Origin of the sequence: Pseudomonas sp. KU43P (assembly GCF_033095865.1) — a bacterium.
GTDB lineage: Bacteria > Pseudomonadota > Gammaproteobacteria > Pseudomonadales > Pseudomonadaceae > Aquipseudomonas.
This window is the reverse complement of the sequence record NZ_AP019365.1, coordinates 2,049,352-2,071,209: the sequence shown is the minus strand read 5'-3', so window position 1 is coordinate 2,071,209 and position 21,858 is coordinate 2,049,352. Positions and strand designations below refer to the sequence as shown.

Sequence of the window (21,858 nt, the reverse complement as noted above, 5' to 3'; positions counted from 1 at the left end):
ATGGAATTCACCACTCAACACTTCATCGCATTGGCGCCGATGCTGATCACCACCATCACCACGGTGGTGGTGATGCTGGCGATCGCCTGGAAGCGCAACCACTCGCAGACCTTCCTGCTGTCCACCGTGGGGCTGAACCTGGCCCTGCTGTCGATCCTGCCGGCGCTGAAAGTCGCGCCGCTGGCGGTCACCCCGCTGATCACCATCGACAAGTTCGCCTGCCTGTACATGGCGATCATCCTGGTGGCCACGCTGGCTTGCGTCACTCTCGCCCACGCCTACCTCGGCGAAGGCTCCAAGGGCTTCCCGGGCAACCGTGAAGAACTGTACCTGCTGCTGCTGATGTCGGCCCTCGGTGGCCTGGTGCTGGTCAGCGCCAACCACCTGGCCGGCCTGTTCATCGGCCTTGAGCTGCTGTCGGTACCGGTCTACGGCCTGGTGGCGTACGCGTTCTTCAACAAGCGGTCGCTGGAAGCCGGCATCAAGTACATGGTGCTGTCGGCCGCAGGCTCGGCCTTCCTGCTGTTCGGCATGGCCCTGCTGTACGCTGATGCCGGCAGCCTGAGCTTCGACCAGATCGGCAAGGCCCTGGCGGCTACCAGCCTGCCAAGCCTGCTGGCACAACTGGGTCTGGGCATGATGCTGGTTGGCCTGGCTTTCAAGCTGTCGCTGGTACCGTTCCACCTGTGGACACCGGACGTGTACGAAGGCGCCCCGGCACCGGTCGCGGCGTTCCTGGCCACGGCCAGCAAGGTCGCGGTGTTCGCCGTGGTCGTACGCCTGTTCATGCTCTCCCCTGCTGCCAGCAGCGGTGTGCTGAGCACCGTACTGGCGGTGATCGCGGTCGCCTCGATCCTGATCGGCAACCTGCTGGCGCTGACCCAGAGCAACCTCAAGCGCCTGCTCGGTTACTCGTCCATCGCCCACTTCGGTTACCTGCTGATCGCCCTGGTCGCCAGCAAGGGCCTGGCCCTGGAAGCCATGGGGGTGTACCTGGTCACCTACGTGATCACCAGCCTCGGCGCCTTCGGTGTCATCACTCTGATGTCCTCGCCTTACGGCGGCCGTGATGCCGACGCCCTGTACGAGTACCGCGGCCTGTTCTGGCGTCGTCCGTACCTGACCGCGGTACTGACCGTGATGATGCTGTCGCTGGCAGGTATCCCGCTGACCGCCGGCTTCATCGGCAAGTTCTACATCATCGCTACCGGCGTCGAGTCGCAGCTGTGGTGGCTGGTCGGTGCCCTGGTGATCGGCAGTGCCATCGGCGTGTACTACTACCTGCGCGTCATGGTCACCCTGTACCTGGTCGAACCGAACCTGCGTCGCCACGACGCCCCACTGAAGTGGGAACAGCGCACCGGTGGCGTCATGCTGCTGGCAATCGCCATCCTGGCGTTCGTGCTGGGCGTCTACCCGCAACCGCTGCTGGAGATGGTCCAGCAGGCAGGGCTGCAACTGATCGGTTGATCAGGCTGGTAAAAAAAAGACACCCCGCTCTGCGGGGTGTTTTTTTATCTGCGTGACGCACACTCGGTAGCACGCTTGGGTGACGGATGCCTGGGGGGGGCCTCCTCGCCGCGCTTCAATGCCGTATTGCGCAATTCGGTGCTGGCGGAAGGTAGATGCACCTGCGGATTGGGCATACCGCTGGGGGACAGTTCATGGGTCATTTCGAACTCTGCCCGCACCGACCAGCCGCACGCCTCGGTAGTGCATTGCAGGTAGGCTACCCGCAGGAAAATATGCCGCCCTTCGCTTGTACGGATACGCATTCGGCTGTTGCAATGAGGGCAGACCAGTTTGTAAGTACTCACGGCATGTACCTGCTGATGGCAATCATGCGAGAAAGCTGTAGGGCTGATCGACAAGTGAGCGTGGTATCAGCCAAGTCATTAGCGTTTTTTTTCATTACACTACTTTTCATGCCAGGATTACTCCTTAATTTGAAACCAAAGTATTCATAACGAGTATTTTAAGCCCAAGGATATCCTCAAACCAACCATGGATATTAGTTATGAGTAGCCACTCGCTTGCATCAGTTCTGGCACGCCTAAAGCTGCTGACAGGCTCAGCTAGTGATGCTCAGCTGTCCAAGGCGCTAGATGTCAGCCCCCAGACACTGAGCAGCTGGAAGGTCCGCGACAGCATCCCATACTCATTATGCGTATCCGCAGCCATAAAATACCGCTGTACCCTAGATTGGCTACTACTCGGTGAGCCCCATTACGGCTCGTCGGGCCAGGCCGACGATGGCTGGGAGCACAGCGTGCTCGAACGGCTGCGTGGCCTTTCATCTACAGACCGGCAGGCAGTGCTCCTGTATGTCGAAGACAAGTACCGTATGCAGCAACTGGAACGACAGCTGGCGGCTCTTGTCGAACGGCCCCACCGGTAGGCCTCGGTGCTAGCCACGCCGACGCAAGCGCTGGAGGAGTTCACGAACGTCCACCGTGTCCAGCCACACCAGGACCTTGAGCGTGATCGGGATCACCACTACCGCGGCGACGAATGCCGCCATGCCACGGGACAGCAAGGGCGCCAGCGATAGCAGCAGGGGTTCGAAGAGATAGCCGACGCCCAAGGTCAGGAATATCAGCATCAGCTGCTTGCGCACTGACAGACGCTTGCGCGATACGATGTTCATGCGGTCCCGCGCGGCACTGACCAGCAAGGCCCCGAGAAACGCGCCCAACAGCACCCTACCCTCCGACGCCAGCAATTCAGCGAGTGCATCCACCACGGCCTGCAGTTCACAGCCATCTGCCATGCTCCACCTCCCCGGGCAGCGCTTGGTATAGGCCCCCGGTATGTAATGTGCGCAGTACCGCAGCCCCGATGAAACAGCGGTAGCAAACCGACAGCGCGCGCCCGTGAGCGTGCCCGGCCAAGTCTTCGAGGCGCCTGCAACCCCGTGCGCGGAGTACAGCTCGCCAGCGCGAGAACTCCTGGGCCGCAGCGATCGCCGCGCAGCGCACGGCGAGTGCCAGGCGAGCCTCGCTGACATCGTCGCTGAGGCGCAATTGCTCACGCAGCGCACTCAGCTCGATGCGTGGCCAGAAAGGATCATGACAATCGGGAAAGCGCGCACTGTTGATCCCCCCCTGGGCATCAGGCGGCAGAGAAATCGAGATGTCGTTCAACATGCTCAAATCCTCACACCTCGGCCAATATGCCGTAGCGAATAGCCTTGATCACCGCCCCGACACGGGTGGGGACAGCAAATTTGCGCAGGATGTTGGACACATGGAAGTTAACGGTCGACTCCTTGCATTGCAGGATCCGGCCGATCTCCCATGAGCTCTTGCCATAGGCGCACCACAGCAGGACCTCCTGCTCTCGAGGGGTGAGACGTATCGGCAAATCGACTGTGCTGTCTGTTATCACTGGTTCTTCGCTTTGCATAATCGAACTCCTGAATCATCGCCACTTGCGACAACCAACTGTGTTGCCGCCCTGGAAGGCACATTACGAAGCGCAGCGTCCCCGCACTACTCGTACGGCTTGTAGATCCCCGCCCTACAAAACCCGTGTTGAGGTGCTTCTTGCGATTGAGTGAAATTCCGCGTGCTCTGGATGCCATTTCGCTCGTCACAACGGCGTTGCCCTGCCTGCCCTTCGCCTGGAGTCGTACGATGCGTCCTGTTTTGCCCCTTTCCTCATGTCTTGGTCTTGTGGCCGCTTTCTCTGCAGGGCCTGCCACGGCAGCACCCTCGGTCGAGCTAGGCCAACTGTTGATCAACGACGAGGCGCAAAGCGAGCTGGAAGACGCTCGTGAACGACTCAAGGCGATCCCGGGCGCCAGCAACCTGGTGGACATGCAACGCGTGGAGCAAGGCCGCATCGCCAGCAACCAGGATGTGCTGGCCTATCAACCGGGTGTGTTTGCCCAATCGGCAGGCAACGATGGCATCAAGCTCTCGATCCGTGGCTCGGGCATCAACCGTGCACCAGGCGCACACGGCTCCGGGGTGTACACGATGTTCGACGGGCTGCCACTGACCGGCCCGGGCGGCACCCCCTATGAGCTGTTCGAACCGCTGTGGCTGAGCCGCGCCGAAGTGCTGCGCGGTGCCAATGGTTTCGACCAGGGCGCCCTGGCCCTGGGCGGGGCGATCAATTACGTGACCCATACCGGCTACGATGCCGCACCGCTGCAGGTACGTTACGAAGTGGGTAGCCGTGGCTATCAGCACCGGCATGTCAGCTCCGGCCAGGTGTTGGGCGACCTCGACTACTACGTGGCCCTGACCGACTCGCAATACGACGGCTATCAGGCACACAGCAGCGGCAGCGCCAAAGGCATCGCCGCCAACTTCGGCTACCGCTTCAACCCCAACCTGGAAACGCGCTTCTACCTGCGCTACCGGGAAACCGAGAACGACCTGGCCGGGCGCCTGACCAAGCAACAGATCAAGCATGACCCGCGCGCAGCAAATGCGGCGTACCTGGCCCGCGACGACAGCCGCCCGCAACCGGGCAGCACCTGGGTGGGCAACAAGACGACCTTCTACCTGGAAGATGACGCACGCGTGGAAGCAGGGCTGGTCTATCACGACTACCCGATGGACCTGCGCGAAGGCCCGATGCGCCTCAAGGTCGCCTACACCGACGTGAGCGGCACGTTGAACTATCTGCGCCGCGACACGCTGTTCGGCCACGAGAGCAAGACCACCGTCGGCTGGCGCACCACCAAGCACCTGCCCAACAGTGGCGCTTCCCAGTTCGCCCGCAGCGGCGGCGAGAACTTCGGCGCCCGCACCCGCGATTTCAGCTATCAGGGTTCGGACACCGTGTTGCATGCCGGCAACGACCTGGAGCTAATCCCGGACTTGTGGCTGACCACTGGGCTGGCCATGATCTACACCCGCCGGGAGAGTGACGTGAGCTACCCCGCCACGGGCGGCAAGGTCAGCCAGCATGACTGGGACTACGCGCCCCGGCTGGGGCTGCGTTACGACATCAGCCCGCAGTTGCAGGTGTATGGCAACCTCAGCCGCTCCGTGGAGCCGCCACACCCTTGGGCGCTCATCTGGAGTGCGCCAGTCAGCACTCAACCCATCGAGATGCAGAACCAGACCGCCACCACGCTTGAACTGGGCGCGCGCGGTGACGCGCTGCTGGGCCGCTGGGATCTGACCTGGTACTACTCGCAGGTTCGTCATGAACTGCTGGCGGTGGAGATCGTCCCTGGCGTACTGCCCAAGGAGTTCAATGCCAGCCCCACGGTGCACCAGGGTGTCGAAGCAGGCCTGGACAGCACCCTCTGGGAGCGCTCTGGAACGGGCAGGCTGAGCCTGCGCCAGGCCTACACCTTCAGTGACTTCCATTACCGTGATGACGACCAGTTCGGCGACAATCGCCTGCCTGGCATACCAATGCACTATTACCAGGCCGAGCTGCGCTACGACTGGCCGAGCGGTTTCTATGCCGGGGTCAATACGCAGATGGCTTCCAAGGTGCAGGTCGACTACGCCAACAGCTATCACGCCGACGCCTACGCGCTGCTGGGTGCAAGGCTGGGCTGGAACTCGCCGAAACAGGACTGGCAGACTTGGCTGGACCTGCGCAACCTGACCAACGAGCGCTATGCGGCGACGGTGACGCCGGGGTATGACGACGGCGGCAAGGACATCGCCCGCTCGACCCCGGGGGAAGGCTTGGGTGTGTATGCCGGGGTTTCGTACAGCTTTCGCTGATGAGGCCTGTGCGGCCCCCTACTGAGGCAACTGCACCTGAGGTTTGGAGGCCGCGAAAATCGCCCAGCTCGACATGAACAAGGCCGCGATCAGCGGCCCGATCACAAAGCCATTGAGCCCGAACACCGCCAGCCCTCCCAGGGTCGACACCAGGATCAGGTAATCGGGCATCCGCGTGTCCTTGCCTACCAGGATCGGCCGCAGCACGTTGTCCACCAGGCCGATCACCAGCACGCCAAACGCTGTCAGGATAATGCCCTGCAGGAACGCCCCGGTGAGCAGGAAGTAGGCCGCCACCGGCGCCCAGATGATGCCGGCGCCCACCGCTGGCAGAAGTGACAGGAAGGCCATCATCACGGCCCAGACCAGCGCGCTGGGGATATCCAGCACCCAGAAGATGAAGCCACCCAGCGCGCCTTGGGTGATGGCCACCAGCACATTGCCTTTTACCGTGGCGCGCACCACCCGGTTGAACTTCAGCTGCAACCTGCGCTTCTGCTGCTCGGGCAGTGGCACGGCAAGCCGGACCTGGCGCGCCACCTCCGCACCTTCGCGAAGAAAGAAGAACAGCAGGTACACCATGATGCCGAAGCTCACCAGGAAATCGAACGTACCCTGCCCGAAGCTGTAAGCCTGGCCGGCCAGCACCTGGCTGCCTTGCGTGGCCCATTTGGAAATCTTGTCCTGCAGACCGTCCAGGTTGCCCATGCCCAGGCTGTCCAGGCCATGCTGGGCGAATGCCGGCAGCATGTGCTTGCCGCGCGCGACGAAGCCGGCGATGTCAAGTTGCCCACTTTCGATACGCTGGTACAGGTTGGCACCCTCCTGCACCAGCAGTGCGCTGGTGATGATCACCGGCAGCACGGCCACCACCATGCAGACCAGCAAGGTAGTGGCCGCAGCGAGGTTGCGCCGCCGGCCAAAACGCATCAACAGGTGGCGTTGCAGCGGGGCGAACAAGATACCGAGGATCACCGCCCAGAAGATGGCGCCGTAGTACGGCAGCAGAATCCAGACGAAGGCTATCGTCACCATTGCCAGGAGTACGGCCAGGGCTTTGTTCTGCAACGCTGTAGCGTTCATGGAAGTTCCTTGAGTGTCCTGAACATTAGTGCAGGCCATCGCTGGAAAAGTGCCACCCGAGCCTTGATTCAAATCAATACGCCTCCCCCACTGACGCTCTAGGATCCGCGATTTTTGCCCCGGTGCGCCCATGAACCCGATTGCCAAGCCCGAACTGCTGGCCCCCGCCGGCACGCTCAAGACCATGCGCTACGCCTTCGCCTATGGCGCCGACGCTGTCTACGCCGGCCAGCCACGCTACAGCCTGCGGGTACGCAACAACGAATTCGACCATGCCAACCTGGCCCTCGGCATCGCCGAGGCGCATGCCTTGGGCAAGCGCTTCTACGTGGTGGTCAACATCGCCCCCCACAATGCCAAGCTCAAGACCTTCCTCAAGGACCTTGCCCCAGTGATCGAGATGGCGCCAGATGCTCTGATCATGTCCGACCCCGGCCTGATCATGCTGGTTCGCCAGCACTTCCCGCAGATGCCCGTGCACCTGTCGGTGCAGGCCAACACGGTCAATTGGGCCAGCGTGCAATTCTGGCAGGGCCTGGGCCTGAGCCGGGTGATCCTGTCGCGGGAGCTGTCACTGGAAGAGATCGAGGAAATCCGCCGGCAGGTGCCGGACATGGAGCTGGAGGTGTTCGTCCACGGCGCCCTGTGCATGGCCTATTCCGGCCGTTGCCTGCTGTCGGGCTACCTCAACAAGCGCGATCCCAACCAGGGCACCTGCACCAATGCCTGCCGCTGGAAGTACCAGGCCGCGCCGGCCACCGAGAACGCCACTGGCGACATCGTGCATCACGTCGAGCCGACACTGGGCCTGGGGGCGCCGACCGAGCAGGTGTTCCTGCTGCAGGAAAGCAACCGGCCCGGCAGCGAGTTGCCAGCGTTCGAGGATGAGCACGGCACCTACATCATGAACGCCAAGGACCTGCGCGCGATCCAGCACGTCGAACGGTTGGCCGCCATGGGCGTGCACTCACTGAAGATCGAGGGCCGCACCAAGTCGCATTTCTATTGCGCCCGCGCAGTGCAGTCGTATCGCCAGGCCATAGACGATGCCGTGGCAGGACGGCCGTTCGACATGGCCCTGATGGACAACCTCGAATCCTTGGCACAACGCGGCTACACCGAAGGTTTCCTGCGCCGTCATGTGCATGACGAATACCAGAACTACCTGCGCGGCAATTCGCTGTCAGAGCGCCAGCAGTTCGTTGGCGAACTGACCGGTGCACGCGTCGACGGCCTGGCGCAGGTCAAGGTCAAGAACCGTTTCGCCGTGGGTGACCATCTGGAATTGATGACTCCGCGCGGCAATTATCACTTCGACCTGCACAACCTGTTCAACCACCAGCAACTGGCCATCGACGTGGCGCCCGGGGACGGCCATGTGGTTTACCTGCCGATCCCCGAGCAGGTCGCGCTCGAACATACGCTGCTGATGCGTGACCTGCTCCAGCAGGACACTCAGGTGCCGCTTGCCTGACAGGGCTGTAATCCCCGCCTCAGCTAGCTGACAGGCGCAACCGGCGACCATCGTGGCTCCCCCGCAAGAGGCGCCACTGCATGTTGCCCACCACTTCCCGTCGCACCTTCGTCAAAGGCTTGGGCGCCGCTGCCACGCTAGCGGGCTTCGGCCTGTGGCGGCCGCTGGCCGGTGCTACCGACGGCCAGGCCCTGGCCGGCCAGCACTTCGAACTGTTCATCGGCCAGACACCCGTCAATATCACCGGTCGACCGCGCACGGCATTGACCGTCAACGGCAGCCTGCCCGGCCCTCTGTTGCGCTGGCGCGAAGGTGACACGGTGACATTGCGCGTACGCAATCGGCTTGACCAGGACACCTCGATCCACTGGCACGGCATCCTGCTGCCCAGCGAGATGGACGGCGTACCTGGCCTGAGCTTCGCCGGCATCGCCCCCGGTGGCGACTACCTGTACCGCTTTACCCTGCGCCAGAGCGGCACCTACTGGTACCACAGCCATCCCGGGCTGCAGGAGCAGGCTGGGGTCTACGGGGCAATCGTCATCGAACCGCGCGAACCAGAGGTGCACCGTTACCAACGCGACCATGTACTGCTGTTCAGCGACTGGTCCGACGAGGCTCCCGAGGCCCTGCTGGCAACGCTCAAGCAGCAGTCCGATGCCTTCAACTACCACAAGCGCACGCTGGGCGACTTCATCGACGATGTGGCGCAGAACGGCTGGAGCAACACCGTCGACGAACGCCTGGCCTGGGCGCGCATGCGCATGAGCCCCACCGACCTTGCCGACATCAGCGCTGCCACCTACACCTACCTGCTCAACGGCCAACCACCGGGCGGCAACTTCACCTGCCTGTTCCAGCCAGGTGAAACCGTGCGCCTGCGGCTGATCAATGCGTCGGCCATGACCTACTTCGATTTCCGCATTCCCGGTCTGCAACTGACGGTAATCGCCGCCGACGGCCTGCCGGTGACGCCGGTGACGGTGGACGAACTGCGCCTTGCCGTGGCCGAAACGTACGACGTGCTGGTGACGGTCGGCGACCTGCCCGCCTATACCCTGTTCGCCCAGAGCATGGACCGCACCGGCTATGCCCGAGGCACTTTGGCCCGTGCTGCAGGTTTGCAGGCACCGGTGCCAACGCCCGACCCACGGCCGGTGCTGAGCATGACCGACATGGGCCATGGCGACATGGCCGCGATGGACCACAGCAGCATGGCGGGGATGGACCACAGCAAGATGACCGGCATGAACCACGGCGCCATGGCCGGCATGAGCCCATCGGCGACGGCGCCGATGCAGCAGCACCCATCCAGTGAAACCGGTAACCCGCTGGTGGACATGCAGACCATGGCCCCACGCGCCAACCTGGACGACCCTGGTATCGGCCTGCGGGGCAATGGCCGGCGGGTGCTGACCTACGCCGACCTGCGCAGCCCCTACCCCGACCCGGATGGCCGTGAACCCTCGCGCGACATCGAACTGCACCTGACCGGGCACATGGAACGCTTCGCCTGGTCGTTCAACGGCATCAAGTTCAGTGACGCCGAGCCGTTGCGCCTGGCGCATGGCGAGCGCGTACGCATCACCCTGGTCAACGACACCATGATGGCCCACCCCATCCACCTGCACGGCCTGTGGAGCGACCTGGAGGACGAACACGGGCGCTTCCTGGTGCGCAAGCACACCGTCGACATGCCGCCCGGCAGCCGCCGCAGCTACCGGGTCAGCGCCGATACCTCGGGCCGCTGGGCCTATCACTGCCACCTGCTGTATCACATGGAGACCGGCATGTTCCGCGAGGTACGCGTCGATGAATGAGATCAGCAAGCACATCGTGGGCAGCCTGGCCTTGCTGGCTTTGCTCAACAGCGAGCGGGCCGTGGCCGGCCCTGCCCCCATGAGCAATCACCAGGTGCATGATCGCGCAGTCAACGGGGCAGTCATCATCGACCAGTTCGAGTACCAGCACTTCGAGAGCAGCAGCGCACTGAACTGGAACGCCACGGCCTGGGTCGGCGGCGATGTCGACCGCCTTTGGCTGCGCAGTGAAGGCGAGCGCGAACAAGGCAAGACCCACAAGGCCGAACTGCAGGCGCTGTGGGGCCATGCCATCAGCCCCTGGTGGGAGCTGGTCGGCGGTGTGCGCCAGGACTTCAAGCCCGCCAGCGGCCAGGCCTGGGCAGCCTTCGGTATCCAGGGCACCGCGCTGTATGGCCTGGAGCTGGAAGCCACGGCTTATGCAGGCGAGCGGCAACAGACCGCGCTGCGCCTGGAAGCCGCTTACGCTATGCTGCTGACCAACCGCTGGATCCTCGAGCCCACCCTCGAAGCCAACTTCTACGGGCGCAACGCTGCAGGCCATGAGCAAGGCGCCGGGCTGGCCGACAGCGAATTCGGCCTGCGCCTGCGCTACGAAATCACCCGCAGCTTCGCGCCCTATATCGGGGTAAGCTTCAACCGCCTGCACGGCAACCGCGCCGACCAGGCCCGCGAGCACGGCGAAGATCTCGCCCAGACCCGCGTGGTGGCAGGCGTGCGCCTGCGTTTCTAAAGGAGTCGTTCGACCATGCTGCGTAAAAACCTGATAGCCCTCGGCCTGCTGGCCATCACCGGCCTGGCCCACGCGGCCGACACCATCGACGTCTACCGCGACCCCAACTGCGGTTGCTGCAAGGCGTGGATCAGCCACCTGCGCGACAACGGCTTCACCGTCAATGACCATGTCGAGCCAAACATGAGCGCCGTCAAGCAGCGCCTGGGTGTGGCGCCACGGTTGGCGTCGTGCCACACCGGGGTGATCAACGGCAAGTTCGTCGAAGGGCATGTACCGGCCGAACAGGTACGCCTGCTGGCCAAGCGCACCGACCTCAAGGGCCTGGCCGTGCCCGGCATGCCCATGGGCTCACCGGGAATGGAGATGGGGGATCACAAGGACGCCTACCAGGTCATCGGCGTGACTCAGGACGGCCAGGACACCGTGGTCGCCACCTACTGATGCTCAGCCTCTGGGCGCTGTTTCTCAGCGCCTTTGGCGCCGCCACGCTGCTGCCACTGCAGTCTGAGGCGGTACTGGTGGGGTTGCTGCTGCGCCAGCCAGACGCCTGGTTGACCTTGTTGCTGGTCGCCACCCTGGGCAATGTGCTGGGGTCGGTCGTCAACTGGTTGTTGGGGCGGGCCATCGAGCACCTGCGCCACAGGCGCTGGTTTCCGTTCAGCGCCAGCCAGCTCGAACGCGCCCAGCAGCGCTACCAACGCTGGGGACAGTGGTCGTTGCTGCTGAGCTGGATGCCCGTGATCGGCGACCCCCTCACCCTGATCGCCGGGATCATGCGTGAGCCGTTCTGGCGCTTCATGCTGCTGGTGACGCTGGCCAAGGGCGGGCGCTACATCGTTGTGGCGCTGGTTACCCTGGGTTGGTTTCACACTTGGTGACACCTTTAACGTTCAAGGTGGTCCACTGGCTGCTACAGTCGCCATTTCCTACATGGTCCTACATGGAGTGCCCCCATGCTGCGTGCAACCGCCCTGGCCCTGGCCTGCCTTGCCGGCGCCCCGGCCATCGCTGCCGAAACGCCCACCTACGGTAAACAGCTCGAAGGTTTCAGCTACCCTCACCCGCTCAAGCATTTCGAGTTCCAATCCCAGGGCCAGCCGCTGCAGATGGGCTACATGGACGTGCCCGCCAAAGGCCAGGCCAATGGTCGCAGCGTGGTCCTGATGCACGGCAAGAACTTCTGCGCCGCCACCTGGGAAACCACCATCGACGCCTTGAGCCAGGCCGGCTACCGGGTCATTGCCGCAGACCAGGTCGGCTTCTGCACGTCGAGCAAGCCGGCGCATTACCAGTACAGCTTCCAGCAATTGGCCAGCAACACCCACGCGTTGCTCGAGCATCTCGGCATCCAGCAGGTGGTTGTTCTCGGCCACTCCACCGGCGGCATGCTCGCGACCCGCTACGCGTTGATGTACCCGCAGCAGGTCGAGCGCCTGGCGATGGTCAACCCGATCGGGCTGGAAGACTGGAAAGCCCTCGGCGTGCCCTACCGCTCGGTGGACCAGTGGTATGCCCGGGAACTCAAACTCGATGCCGAGGGTGTGCGCGAATACGAGCGCAAGACGTACTACGCCGGGCGCTGGAAGCCTGAGTACGAGCGCTGGGTGCAGATGCTGGTGGGGCTGAACCAGGGGCCGGGGCATGAGGCGGTGGCGTGGAACTCGGCACTGATCTACGACATGATCTTCACCCAACCGGTGTACTACGAGTTCAAGGACTTGAAGATGCCGACCCTGCTGGTGATCGGTGACCAGGACACCACCGCCATCGGCAGTGATATCGCGCCGCCGGAAGTCAAGGCCAGACTGGGCAAGTACAAGGAGCTCGGCCCGCAGGTGGCGAAGCTGATTCCACACGGTGAGCTGATGACCTTCGAAGGCATGGGGCATGCACCACAGATCGAGGAACCGAGGCGGTTCAACCGAACGCTCGTCGAGTGGCTGGCACGCTGACGGGACGGGGGGGCGCCATGCGCCCCCTTTCAACCTTCAGTGCTTCCAGACCTGCGCTTCGTTCCAGCCAAGCTCGGCAAAATCCCCTACCCGCAGCTCAGACTCTTCCTCGCAAAAAAATTCATCCAGTTGCGGTGGCCGTACTGCCGTGTCACTGAGCATGGCGTGCACCTGGCCCCGGTGATGGATCTGGTGCTCGAACAGGTGCGACAGCAAGCGCAGGCGCTGCTCGCGCTGGATCCGATCTGGCCGCACGATACTCACGTAGCGGGCAAGCTGGTCGTCGCGCAGTAGGGTGCAGTAAGCGATGAGCCGGTGGTCGGCCTGGGCCTGCTCGGCATGCAGGTCGGTGCAGGTGGCAAACGGCTGCTCAGGGTCGAAGAAACGTTCGCCGTCGGCATCCGGCGCCTCGCCGCGCTGCTCGCACTCGAGCATGTGCAGGTAGAACCAGTCCACCGTCAGCAGATGGTTGAGCGTCGCCTTGATCGACGGAAAGAAGCTGCAGCGTGGGGCGACGAATTCGTCGTGGGTCAGTTGCAGGCAAGCCTTGTACAGGCGGTGGTTGGCCCAGCCATTGTTATAGGCCTGGGTCAGCAGATGATGCGACAACGGCTCCATGGTTCGGCTCCTTCAGGCGAAGCGTTGCAGTTGCATCTCCCGTAGCCGGCTCAGGGTCCTTTGGTACGGGAACGCCAGATACCCTTGAGTGTAGAGCGCATCCAGCGGTACCTGCGCTTCAAGGTACAAGGCCACCCGGCGGTCATAGCATTCATCGACCAGGGCAATGAAGCGGCGCACGGCGTCATCCTTGGGCGACAAGGCGGGCAACTCGCGGTCCCCCGCCATCACCCGCGCCGCGCCATCCTCGGTGCCACGGGCAATACGCCCTTCACGCTGATCACCGCCAAGGGCCGGTACCCCCTCGACCAGTATCGCCGGGAAACGGTCGCACAAGGCCATGAATTCCATGGCTGCCAGCGGCTGCTCGCACAGATCGGCAAAACGGCACCAGACTGCCCCGGCGCTGTGGCGCACGACCGGAACCTGCCGTGCGCCAAGGCGCAACGGCTGGGTGCAGCCAGGGTCGTCAGGGCTGAGTTGCTCGAACACGGCTGCAAGCCTGCACGGCTCACCAGCTTGGGCCACCCAGTAGCGTTGCCGTTCTGCCCCTGGGTGCAGGCGATGATCCCGCTCGCCGGCCACCGACAACACCTGCATGTGCCGCTCGATAGCGTGGATTGCCGGCAGGAAACGCTCGCGGTTGAAGCCGTCGCGGTACAACTGCTGGGGCGGCTGATTGGAGGTAGCGACTACCCGCACGCCCTGGTCGAACAGTACTTGGAACAGACGGCCGAGGATGATCGCATCGCCGATGTCGCTGACAAACAGCTCGTCGAAACACAGCACGCGGATCTCGCTCGACAGCTCACGCGCCAGCGCCTGCAGCGGGTCGGGGGTGCCATTGAGCTGGAACAGGCGCTGGTGGACCCAGGCCATGAAATGGTGAAAGTGCTGACGGCGCGCCGGGACGGTGAGGCAGCGATGAAACAGGTCCATCAGCCAGGTCTTGCCGCGGCCGACCGGGCCCCAGAGGTAGAGGCCCTGGGTGGGGCGGCCTTGCTCGACGGCTTCGAAGCAGGCCTGGAGGGCATCGACGGCCTGGGCTTGAGCCGGGTCGGGGGCGTAGCCTTGGTCGGCGAGGGCCTGGTGGTAGCGGGATCTGGGATCTGGCGTCATGCGGCATTATGTTCAAGGGCCCTATCGCCGGCAAGCCGGCGATGCAGCCCACAACCCTGCTCAGCCAGGGCTCAGCCCGACCTTCAGCAGCCGCCCATCCTTGTCGTCGGTCAGCACATAGAGATACCCGTCCGGCCCGACCCGCACATCGCGGATACGCGCCTTCAGGTCCGCCAGCAAACGCTCTTCGTGGACGATCCTGTCGCCATCGAGTTGCAGGCGAATCAGCTCCTCGGTCGCCAGCGCGCCGATGAACAGGTTGTGGTCCCAGGCCTTGAAGGTCGGGCTGTCATAGAAGGCCATGCCGCTGATGGCAGGCGATTTTTCCCAGACGTGGTGCGGGTCGACCATGCCGTCGACGTGCTCTCCCTTGGCTTCGGGAATCGGCAGCAGCGAGTAGTTGATGCCGTGCGTGGCGATCGGCCAACCGTAGTTCTTGCCCGCTTGCGGGATGTTGATCTCGTCACCACCGCGTGGGCCGTGCTCATGGGTCCAGAGCTTGCCGGTCCAGGGGTTGAGTGCAGCCCCCTGCTGGTTACGGTGGCCGAACGACCAGATTTCCGGGCGCACCTTGGGGTTGCCGACAAAGGGGTTGTCCTTGGGCACTTCACCGTCAGGCAGGATGCGCACCACCTTGCCCTGCAGCTTGTCCAGGTCCTGGGCGGTGGCACGCTGGTTGTTCTCGCCCAGGGCAATGAACAGGAAGCCGTCACGGTCGAACACCAGCCGTGAACCAAAGTGGTTGCCGACCGACAGCTTGGGCTCCTGGCGGAAGATCACGGTGAAGTTCTCCAGCCGTGCGCGGTCCTCGGTCAATTGCCCGCGCCCCACGGCTGTGCCGGCCTTGCCATCACTGCCTTCTTCGGCATAGGAGAGATAAACGGTGCGGTCCTTGTCGAACTCCGGCGAAAGCACCACGTCGAGCAGGCCACCCTGGCCCTCGGCCCACACCTTGGGCACGCCGCTGATGGGTGGGCCGACCTTGCCCTCGGCGTTGACCAGCCGCAGGTTACCGGGGCGCTCGGTGACCAGCATGTCCTTGCCGCCAGGCAGGAAGGCCAATGCCCAGGGGTTGCGCAAGCCGTCCGCCAGGGTGCTGACGGTGAGCTGCCCTTCTTCACTGGAGAACTGCTGCTCGGAAGCGGCCTGAGCCAACAATGGCAGCAGGGCGGCGGCGGCCAGGGTGGCCAGCCAGTTAGCTTTGCTCATGCACAATTCCTTTCGTGGGTGGTTCAGGGCGCGCGTTGGCTGTCCCGCGGGGGCCGGGTGGGTTCCAGGTTGGGTGCCTGCTGCTGGCGGCGCAGGTTGTCGCCATTGCCGATGCCACGGTTGTCGAGGCTGGGGGTGCGATAGATGGGTTCGGTCGAGGGCCCGCGCACAGGCGGCGTGGCAGGCATGCTGCCTTGGCGACTATTGGGATTGGCGCGCTGGATCGGGCTGTTGTACGGGTTGTTGTTGCTGGCAGCGAGCTGTAAAGGCTGCAGCGAGGCAGCCTGCGCCGGCAGGCACAGCAACAGGCCGACGGCCAGGGTTGGCAATGTAAGGTTCATGCTTCACCTCCTGTACGAAAAAGGCGCGCCTCGTGCGTTGGATAGCCTAAGGCGCGATGGGTTCGCGGCAAAAGTGTGAATGCGATTCCTGATGTTTCAGTATGAACCTGTGAGGGTGGGCGTACAGCCTTTGTTACAGGGTGCTATCGACCTTGTGCCGCGCCGCGTACAGGCACAGCATCTCCATGGCCAGTGTCGCGCCGGCCAACGCCGTGATGTCGGCATGGTCATAGGCAGGCGCCACTTCCACTAGGTCCATGCCCACCAGGTTGATACCGCGTAGCCCGCCGAGTATTTCCAGTGCCTGCACAGTGCTAAGCCCGCCACACACGGGAGTACCGGTACCGGGGGCATACGCCGGGTCGAGGCAGTCGATATCGAAGGTCAGGTACACCGGGCGCTCGCCCACCCGCTGGCGGATCGCCGCGATGATCGCCTCGGTGCCTTGGCGGTGGACTTGCCGGGCATCGAGGATGGCGAAGCCCTGGCTGTCATCATTGGTGGTGCGCAAGCCAATCTGCACGGAACAGGAGGGATCGACCAGGCCTTCACGCGCGGCATGCCAGAACATGGTGCCGTGGTCGATGCGCTTGCCCTCCTCGTCCGGCCAGGTGTCGCTGTGCGCATCGAAATGGATGAGCGCCAGAGGGCCGTGGCGTCGGGCATGGGCCTTGAGCAGCGGGTAGCTGATGAAATGATCGCCGCCCAAGGTGAGCATCGCACAGCCGGCTTCGAGAATGTGCTCAGCATGCGCTTCGATGCTGTCAGGTACCGACTGCGGCGTGCCATTGTCGAACGCGCAATCGCCATAGTCGATGACGGCCAGATGGTCGAACGGGTCGAACGCCCAGGGCCAGTGGCGGGCCCAGGCCTGTTGCACCGAAGCGGCGCGGATCGCCCGCGGCCCGAACCGCGCACCCGGGCGGTTGCTGGTGGCGGTGTCGAAGGGCACTCCGCTGACGACCACATTCACACCGCGCAGGTCGCGGCTATAACGACGTCGAGAGAAACTGGTAATACCGGCGTAGGTACTCTCCGCAGCGGTGCCATACAGGCTGTCACGGGTCATGGCCTGGTCATTGCTCTGGGCTTGGTCCACGGTTGGGCTCCTTTGTTGTTGTAGGTTTATTGCCGGGTGCGGAACGCCGTCCACAACCGATTGCGCTGGCGCAGGTCGGACAGCGCCATGCTGCGGTCGGCATACAGGCGTTCGCGCACCGCTGCCGGCGGGTAGATATCCGGGTCATTGCGCACCGCCTCGTCTACCAGCGGCGTGGCCGCCTGGTTGGCGTTGGCGAAGAACAGGGTATTGGTCAACGCAGCCACCGACTCTGGCTTGAGCATGAAGGCAATGAAGGCGCGGGCTGCTTCCGGGTGCGGCGCGTCCTTGGGAATGACCAGGTTGTCCTGCCAGACCAGCGTCCCTTCGCGCGGAATGCGGTAGATCAGCTCGAACGGCTTGCCGGCGCGGCGTGCCTGGTCAGCAGCCATTGCCGCGTCACCGTTGTAGGTCAGGGCCAGGCACACGCTGCCATTGGCCAGGTCGTTGATCTGCCGGCCATTGGCGACATAGCTGATCGAAGGCTGCAGCTGGTTCAACAGGTTCTGAGCCTGGGCAAGATCGGCCTTGTCCTGGCTGTATGGGTCCTTGCCCAGGTAGTTGAGGGCCACGCCTATCACTTCCTGCGGCGAATCGGGCATGGCAATGCCGCAATCCTTGAGCCGGCTGGCGTATTCGGGCTTGAACAGCAGGTCGAGGCTGTCCATCGGCACCTCACCCAGGCGCTGGCGCACCGCCTCCACATTCACCCCCAGGCCCAAGGTGCCCCAGGTGTAGGGCACCGCATAGCGATTACCTGGGTCGGCCTCGGCGAGCTTGCCCAGCAAGTCCTTGTCGAGGTTGGCATAACCGGGCATGTCGTGGGCATCCAGCGGCTGCAGGGCATTGGCCTTGAGTGCCCGCGCCAGCACGGTGGACGATGGCACGACCACGTCGTAGCCGCTGCCACCGGTCAGCAGCTTGGTTTCCAGCACCTCGGTGGTATCGAAGGTGTCATAGCGCACCTTGTAGCCGGTCTCACGCTCGAAACGCCGGAGTGTTTCCGGGGCGACATAGTCGGCCCAGCTATAGAGGTTGACGACCTTCTCTTCGGCCTGCAGCGGCAAGGCAAGGCACAGGGACAGCAGGCACAGCGATCTACGCATGACGGACACCTCGGGCAATGGGTGGATGCCGCCAGCATGCCAGCCGAGTTACATTGCAAGAATGGCAACTTTAGAAAGCTGACATTCACCGGGAGCAATGTGATGCTCGGACAACTGCACGACCCTGACCTGCACCTGTTGCGGCTGTTCGTCACTGTAGTCGAGGCTGGCGGCTTCAGTGCCGCCCAAGGCGTATCGGGCCTGAGCCAGCCCACCATCAGCCAGCGCATGGCGCAATTGGAAGCGCGCCTGGGTTATCGCCTGTGCAGCCGTGGCAAACGCGGCTTCAGCCTGACGGAAAAGGGCGAGTTGTTGCTGGATGCCGCCCGTGGCTTATTGCTGGATATCGAGCGCTTTCGCCAGCAGGCCAATGGCGTGGGTGGGCGGTTGCTGGGCACGGTTCGGGTCGGTATGGCGGAGAACCAGGACGCGGCCGTCAACCTGCGCCTGGCGCGGGCCATCTCACGCTTTCGTGAACGGGATGAAACGGTGCAACTGGAATTGATCAGCGCTCCGCCCGCGGAGCTTGAACGGCTATTGCTCGAGCAGCGCCTGGACTACGCCATCAGCTACTTCTCCGGTCAGCAGGCGGCGTTCGACTACCAACCATTGTTCGAGGAACGGCAGCGTTTGTACTGCGGCAAGGGGCATGCGCTGTTCAGGGTGACACCGGTAACGTACGAGCAACTGCTGGAGGCAGATCAGGTGCGCCACCCCTATCGTTTCCTCAAGGGCGGCGAGCCGTTCCAGAGCCGACGCAGCATGGCCGTGGCCGAACAGATCGAGAGCGTACTGACGTTCATTCTGTCGGGGCGGCATATCGGCTACTTGCCGTGCCATTGTGCCCAGGGATGGGAGGAACAGGGGTTGTTGTGGCCGCTGGATCACGCGCTGGACTTTGTGGTGCCGTTTACCTTGGCCAGGCATCGAGGGCAGGCGCCGGGGGAGGCGCAGCGGGCGTTTGCGGAGGATTTGCTGGCGGTGTTTGGCTGATAGTGGTTGGTTGTCTGTACTGGCCTCATCGCCGGCAAGCCGGCTCCCACAGGGATACCGCAGCTTCCAGGCCTGCGGCGTACCGGTGGGAGCCGGCTTGCCGGCGATGAGGCCGTTGCAGGCCCCTGAATCAGTAGGCCATGCTCCAGGTCAGGGTGTAGGTACGCCCTCGCCCTTGATAGTCATACAGATAGGCCGGCCCGTAGGTCGGCGAATAGAACAACGTCGCCCGCTGCCCCCAGACGGTGCTGTACTGCTTGTCCAGCAAGTTCTGGATGCCTGCGCTGAACGTCCCGAAGCCGGTGTCCTGGCTGCCCAGCAGGTCGAAGGTGGTGTACCCGTCGATCTCGTGGTCGGCATCATCCTTCAGGCTGAAGGCATGGTTGGCCTGCAGCCTGGCGCTGCGCCCATCGCCCTTCCAGCCGACGAATGCCGTGGACTTGGACAGCGACGCATATCGGGCATCGCGCTTGATCCAGCCACCGTTTACATCCTCCTCTTCGGAGCGGGTCAGGTGCAGCGTGCCGCCGGCCTCCCAGCCGCTCTGGAAGTGTCGGGTCAATGCCCCTTCGAAGCCGAAGTCACGGCTCTTCTGATCCTCTACGTTGATGGTCAGCGTCTGCGAATCGACGTTGATGATCTTGTCCGACCAGATGTAGTACAGCGCTGCCTGGGCATCCCAGTCCAGATCAGCATAACGCCAGCCCAGTTCGACCTGGCGGCTCTTGATGCCGGCCAGGGGGTTGTCCGCCACGCTCAGGCCTGGCTTGCCGTAGTACTTGGCCGGGTCCGGCAGGTCGAAGCCTTCGCCGTAGTTGGTCCACACCTGGTGGCCATTCTTGAAGTCGTAGATGGCGCCGATGTTGTACAGGCTTACCTGGTAGTCGTTGCTGCCGCCGGGCACGCCCTTGAAGTCACTGACATCCACGTCCATCTGCTGACGCCGGGCCCCACCGGACAGGGTCAGGTTGTCGGTGGCATGCCAGTCCAGCTGGCCATAGACCGAGACACCGTCCACGCGATAGCTGGGATAGCGCGGGGCCTTGCTTTGCTTGTCGAGGTCCAGGCCGCCACTGTCGGACGAGGTCTGGGCATCGAAGGTGGTCTGATCAGCGTTGAAGCGTTCTCGGTCGAGGTCGACGCCGTAGGTGAGCTTCAGCGTGTCCCACTGCTTGGCGAACAGGCCCTTGAGGCTGGTAACTTCGAAATTCTGCTGCGAAGCGGCGAAGTACACGCCGCGTGAACCGGTTGGGGTGGCGCGGTTGTAGTAGGGGAACGGATAGAAGTTGTCGTCTTCCTTGCGATAGGACGCCTGCAGGTAGAAGTCCTGCCCCAGCACGTCTGTGTGGTGATAGTTGGCGTTTAGCAGCAGGCGCCGGGTGCGCGGTTCCAGGTCGGACGAGTAGCCGCTGCGCAGCTCGGCGTCTTCGAGGTCGGAGGGCGCGTTGTAATTGAGATTGGGGAAGTAGATACCGGTGCTGCCGTGGTTACCGGAATCGTAGTACTGGGCCAACAGGTCGAGGCTTTGCTCATCGGTAAGCTTCAGCCCGACGGTGCCGAGCACGTCGATGGTGCGGTTGTACTGGAGGTCGGTCTGGGTATTGTCGATGAAGATCTGCTCGCCCGCGCCGTCGTAGAAGGCTTCGTTCTGCTCGCCGGAAATACCCAGACGGGCGTTGATCCGCTCGTTGCCGCCACTGATGGATTGCGCGAAGCGCGTCGCCAAGTCATCGCTGTTGTTGAAGCCACTGCTGGCGCCAAGCTGGGTCTCGAAGCGCGCTGGCCCAGGCTCGCCCTTCTTGGTAACGATGTTGATGATCCCGCCGGTGGCGCCACCGCCATAGATGGCGCTGGCCCCGGACAGCACTTCGACACGCTCGACGTTGAACGGCGAAATGCTGTCGAACTGGCGCGACAGGCCCCGCGAGCTGTTCTGGCTGACGCCGTCGATCATCACCAGCACGTTGCGCCCGCGCATGTTCTGGCCGTAGTTGGTGCGCCCTTCCGGCGCCAGGTCCAAGCCTGGCACCAGCTTGCCGATGGCTTCCTTGAGGCTTACGCCGCTGTCGATCTGTTCGCGCAGTTGCTGCTGGTCGACTACCCACACGGTGCCGGGGATTTCGCTGATGGCAGTACTGGTGCGCGAGGCGACGCTGACTTCGATCGGCTTGAGGTTGACCGCTTGCGGTGCGGCCTTGCGCAGGGTGACAGTGCGGGTATCGCTGAACTGCCAGGCCATGTCGCTGCCGGCGAGCAACTGTTGGAGCGCCTGCTCGACGCTGTAACTGCCCTGCAATGCTGGGCTGGTCAGGCCCTTAACATCGGCAGTGGTGTACAACAGGTGCAGCCCGGCCTGGTCGGCGAATGCCGTCAGTGCCTGGTCCAGGGGTTGCGCAGGCAGGTCCAGCTGTACCTGGCGCGTCTCCATCGCCGCCTGGGCGGTTGGTGTGGCTGCCCACACTTGCAGTGGGCCCGCGAATACGGCCAAGGCGCTGCAGGACAGCAAGGCATGATGGAAACGACCGCCGCGACGGTACGAAGGCTTGGGCATGAGAGGCACGAATGAGCTTCCAGACAAGTCGTAAATGAGAATGGGTTGCTGATCAGTC

22 protein-coding genes are annotated in these 21,858 nt (G+C 63.5%); 10 read left to right on the top strand and 12 right to left on the bottom strand.

Going from position 1 to position 21,858, the window contains the following annotated elements:
• Positions 1-1,470, top strand: coding sequence for an NADH-quinone oxidoreductase subunit NuoN (gene nuoN, locus KU43P_RS09365; protein ID WP_317662520.1), 1,470 nt, complete (start codon positions 1-3; stop codon positions 1,468-1,470).
• A 44-nt stretch (positions 1,471-1,514) separates the two neighbouring features.
• Here nuoN and KU43P_RS09360 read toward each other — a convergent pair whose 3' ends face one another.
• Positions 1,515-1,817 (bottom strand): ogr/Delta-like zinc finger family protein, encoded by a 303-nt coding sequence (locus KU43P_RS09360; RefSeq protein ID WP_317662518.1) that lies wholly within the window; start codon positions 1,815-1,817, stop codon positions 1,515-1,517.
• Between the two features lie 200 nt (positions 1,818-2,017).
• Between KU43P_RS09360 and KU43P_RS09355 the strand changes: the two genes are divergently transcribed.
• The gene (locus KU43P_RS09355; protein WP_317662516.1) at positions 2,018-2,398 is read left to right on the top strand and encodes a helix-turn-helix domain-containing protein; all 381 of its coding nucleotides are present in this window, start codon (positions 2,018-2,020) and stop codon (positions 2,396-2,398) included.
• Between the two features lie 9 nt (positions 2,399-2,407).
• On the opposite strand, the gene KU43P_RS09350 is transcribed toward KU43P_RS09355, so the two are convergent.
• Genes KU43P_RS09350 through KU43P_RS09340 form a run of 3 tightly spaced genes read right to left on the bottom strand, consistent with a single transcriptional unit; the run spans position 2,408 to position 3,405 of the window.
• Positions 2,408-2,770 (bottom strand): hypothetical protein, encoded by a 363-nt coding sequence (locus KU43P_RS09350; protein ID WP_317662514.1) that lies wholly within the window; start codon positions 2,768-2,770, stop codon positions 2,408-2,410.
• Positions 2,754-3,146, bottom strand: coding sequence for a head completion/stabilization protein (locus KU43P_RS09345; RefSeq protein ID WP_317662513.1), 393 nt, complete (start codon positions 3,144-3,146; stop codon positions 2,754-2,756). The genes KU43P_RS09350 and KU43P_RS09345 overlap by 17 nt, the downstream gene beginning before the upstream one ends.
• A gap of 10 nt (positions 3,147-3,156) precedes the next feature.
• Positions 3,157-3,405: a helix-turn-helix domain-containing protein gene (locus KU43P_RS09340; RefSeq protein WP_317662511.1), complete on the bottom strand. Its 249-nt coding sequence runs from the start codon at positions 3,403-3,405 to the stop codon at positions 3,157-3,159.
• A gap of 230 nt (positions 3,406-3,635) precedes the next feature.
• On the opposite strand from KU43P_RS09340, the gene KU43P_RS09335 reads away from it, so the two are divergent.
• Positions 3,636-5,699, top strand: a complete 2,064-nt coding sequence (locus KU43P_RS09335; protein WP_317662509.1) for a TonB-dependent receptor family protein — start codon at positions 3,636-3,638, stop codon at positions 5,697-5,699.
• A gap of 18 nt (positions 5,700-5,717) precedes the next feature.
• Here KU43P_RS09335 and KU43P_RS09330 read toward each other — a convergent pair whose 3' ends face one another.
• Positions 5,718-6,782 (bottom strand): AI-2E family transporter, encoded by a 1,065-nt coding sequence (locus KU43P_RS09330; RefSeq protein ID WP_317662507.1) that lies wholly within the window; start codon positions 6,780-6,782, stop codon positions 5,718-5,720.
• Positions 6,783-6,912: 130 nt separating this feature from the next.
• Here KU43P_RS09330 and yegQ point away from each other — a divergent pair, with 130 nt between their 5' ends.
• The 6 genes from yegQ to KU43P_RS09300 all read left to right on the top strand — a co-directional run bounded on the left by yegQ (position 6,913) and on the right by KU43P_RS09300 (position 12,764).
• A complete protein-coding gene (yegQ, locus tag KU43P_RS09325; RefSeq protein ID WP_317662505.1) occupies positions 6,913-8,256 on the top strand; it encodes a tRNA 5-hydroxyuridine modification protein YegQ in 1,344 nt (447 codons plus the stop codon).
• Positions 8,257-8,336: 80 nt separating this feature from the next.
• Positions 8,337-10,076, top strand: coding sequence for a copper resistance system multicopper oxidase (locus KU43P_RS09320; RefSeq protein ID WP_317662503.1), 1,740 nt, complete (start codon positions 8,337-8,339; stop codon positions 10,074-10,076).
• Positions 10,069-10,809, top strand: a complete 741-nt coding sequence (locus KU43P_RS09315; RefSeq protein WP_317662502.1) for a copper resistance protein B — start codon at positions 10,069-10,071, stop codon at positions 10,807-10,809. Before KU43P_RS09320 ends, KU43P_RS09315 begins: the two co-directional genes overlap by 8 nt.
• Before the next feature lie 15 nt (positions 10,810-10,824).
• The gene (locus tag KU43P_RS09310) at positions 10,825-11,253 is read left to right on the top strand and encodes a DUF411 domain-containing protein (protein WP_317662501.1); all 429 of its coding nucleotides are present in this window, start codon (positions 10,825-10,827) and stop codon (positions 11,251-11,253) included.
• Positions 11,253-11,690, top strand: a complete 438-nt coding sequence (locus KU43P_RS09305) for a YqaA family protein (protein WP_317662499.1) — start codon at positions 11,253-11,255, stop codon at positions 11,688-11,690. The genes KU43P_RS09310 and KU43P_RS09305 overlap by 1 nt, the downstream gene beginning before the upstream one ends.
• A gap of 75 nt (positions 11,691-11,765) precedes the next feature.
• On the top strand, positions 11,766-12,764 hold the full coding sequence (locus KU43P_RS09300; RefSeq protein ID WP_317662497.1) for an alpha/beta fold hydrolase: 999 nt from the start codon (positions 11,766-11,768) through the stop codon (positions 12,762-12,764).
• 36 nt (positions 12,765-12,800) lie between these two features.
• Here KU43P_RS09300 and KU43P_RS09295 read toward each other — a convergent pair whose 3' ends face one another.
• The 6 genes from KU43P_RS09295 to KU43P_RS09270 all read right to left on the bottom strand — a co-directional run bounded on the left by KU43P_RS09295 (position 12,801) and on the right by KU43P_RS09270 (position 18,256).
• A complete protein-coding gene (locus tag KU43P_RS09295) occupies positions 12,801-13,382 on the bottom strand; it encodes a DinB family protein (RefSeq protein ID WP_317662495.1) in 582 nt (193 codons plus the stop codon).
• A gap of 12 nt (positions 13,383-13,394) precedes the next feature.
• On the bottom strand, positions 13,395-14,501 hold the full coding sequence (zapE, locus tag KU43P_RS09290) for a cell division protein ZapE (RefSeq protein WP_317662493.1): 1,107 nt from the start codon (positions 14,499-14,501) through the stop codon (positions 13,395-13,397).
• Positions 14,502-14,561: 60 nt separating this feature from the next.
• On the bottom strand, positions 14,562-15,710 hold the full coding sequence (locus tag KU43P_RS09285; protein ID WP_317662491.1) for a PQQ-dependent sugar dehydrogenase: 1,149 nt from the start codon (positions 15,708-15,710) through the stop codon (positions 14,562-14,564).
• A 23-nt stretch (positions 15,711-15,733) separates the two neighbouring features.
• Positions 15,734-16,051 carry a hypothetical protein gene (locus KU43P_RS09280; RefSeq protein WP_317662490.1) on the bottom strand — a complete coding sequence of 106 codons (318 nt, stop codon included), beginning with the start codon at positions 16,049-16,051 and terminating at the stop codon, positions 15,734-15,736.
• A 133-nt stretch (positions 16,052-16,184) separates the two neighbouring features.
• On the bottom strand, positions 16,185-17,150 hold the full coding sequence (speB, locus tag KU43P_RS09275; protein WP_317662489.1) for an agmatinase: 966 nt from the start codon (positions 17,148-17,150) through the stop codon (positions 16,185-16,187).
• A 26-nt stretch (positions 17,151-17,176) separates the two neighbouring features.
• Positions 17,177-18,256 (bottom strand): extracellular solute-binding protein, encoded by a 1,080-nt coding sequence (locus KU43P_RS09270; RefSeq protein WP_317662488.1) that lies wholly within the window; start codon positions 18,254-18,256, stop codon positions 17,177-17,179.
• A gap of 102 nt (positions 18,257-18,358) precedes the next feature.
• On the opposite strand from KU43P_RS09270, the gene KU43P_RS09265 reads away from it, so the two are divergent.
• Positions 18,359-19,249: a LysR family transcriptional regulator gene (locus KU43P_RS09265; protein ID WP_317662486.1), complete on the top strand. Its 891-nt coding sequence runs from the start codon at positions 18,359-18,361 to the stop codon at positions 19,247-19,249.
• Positions 19,250-19,379: 130 nt separating this feature from the next.
• Here the strand turns inward: KU43P_RS09265 and KU43P_RS09260 are convergent, their stop codons facing one another.
• A complete protein-coding gene (locus KU43P_RS09260; RefSeq protein WP_317662485.1) occupies positions 19,380-21,800 on the bottom strand; it encodes a TonB-dependent receptor in 2,421 nt (806 codons plus the stop codon).
• Positions 21,801-21,858 lie beyond the last annotated feature (58 nt).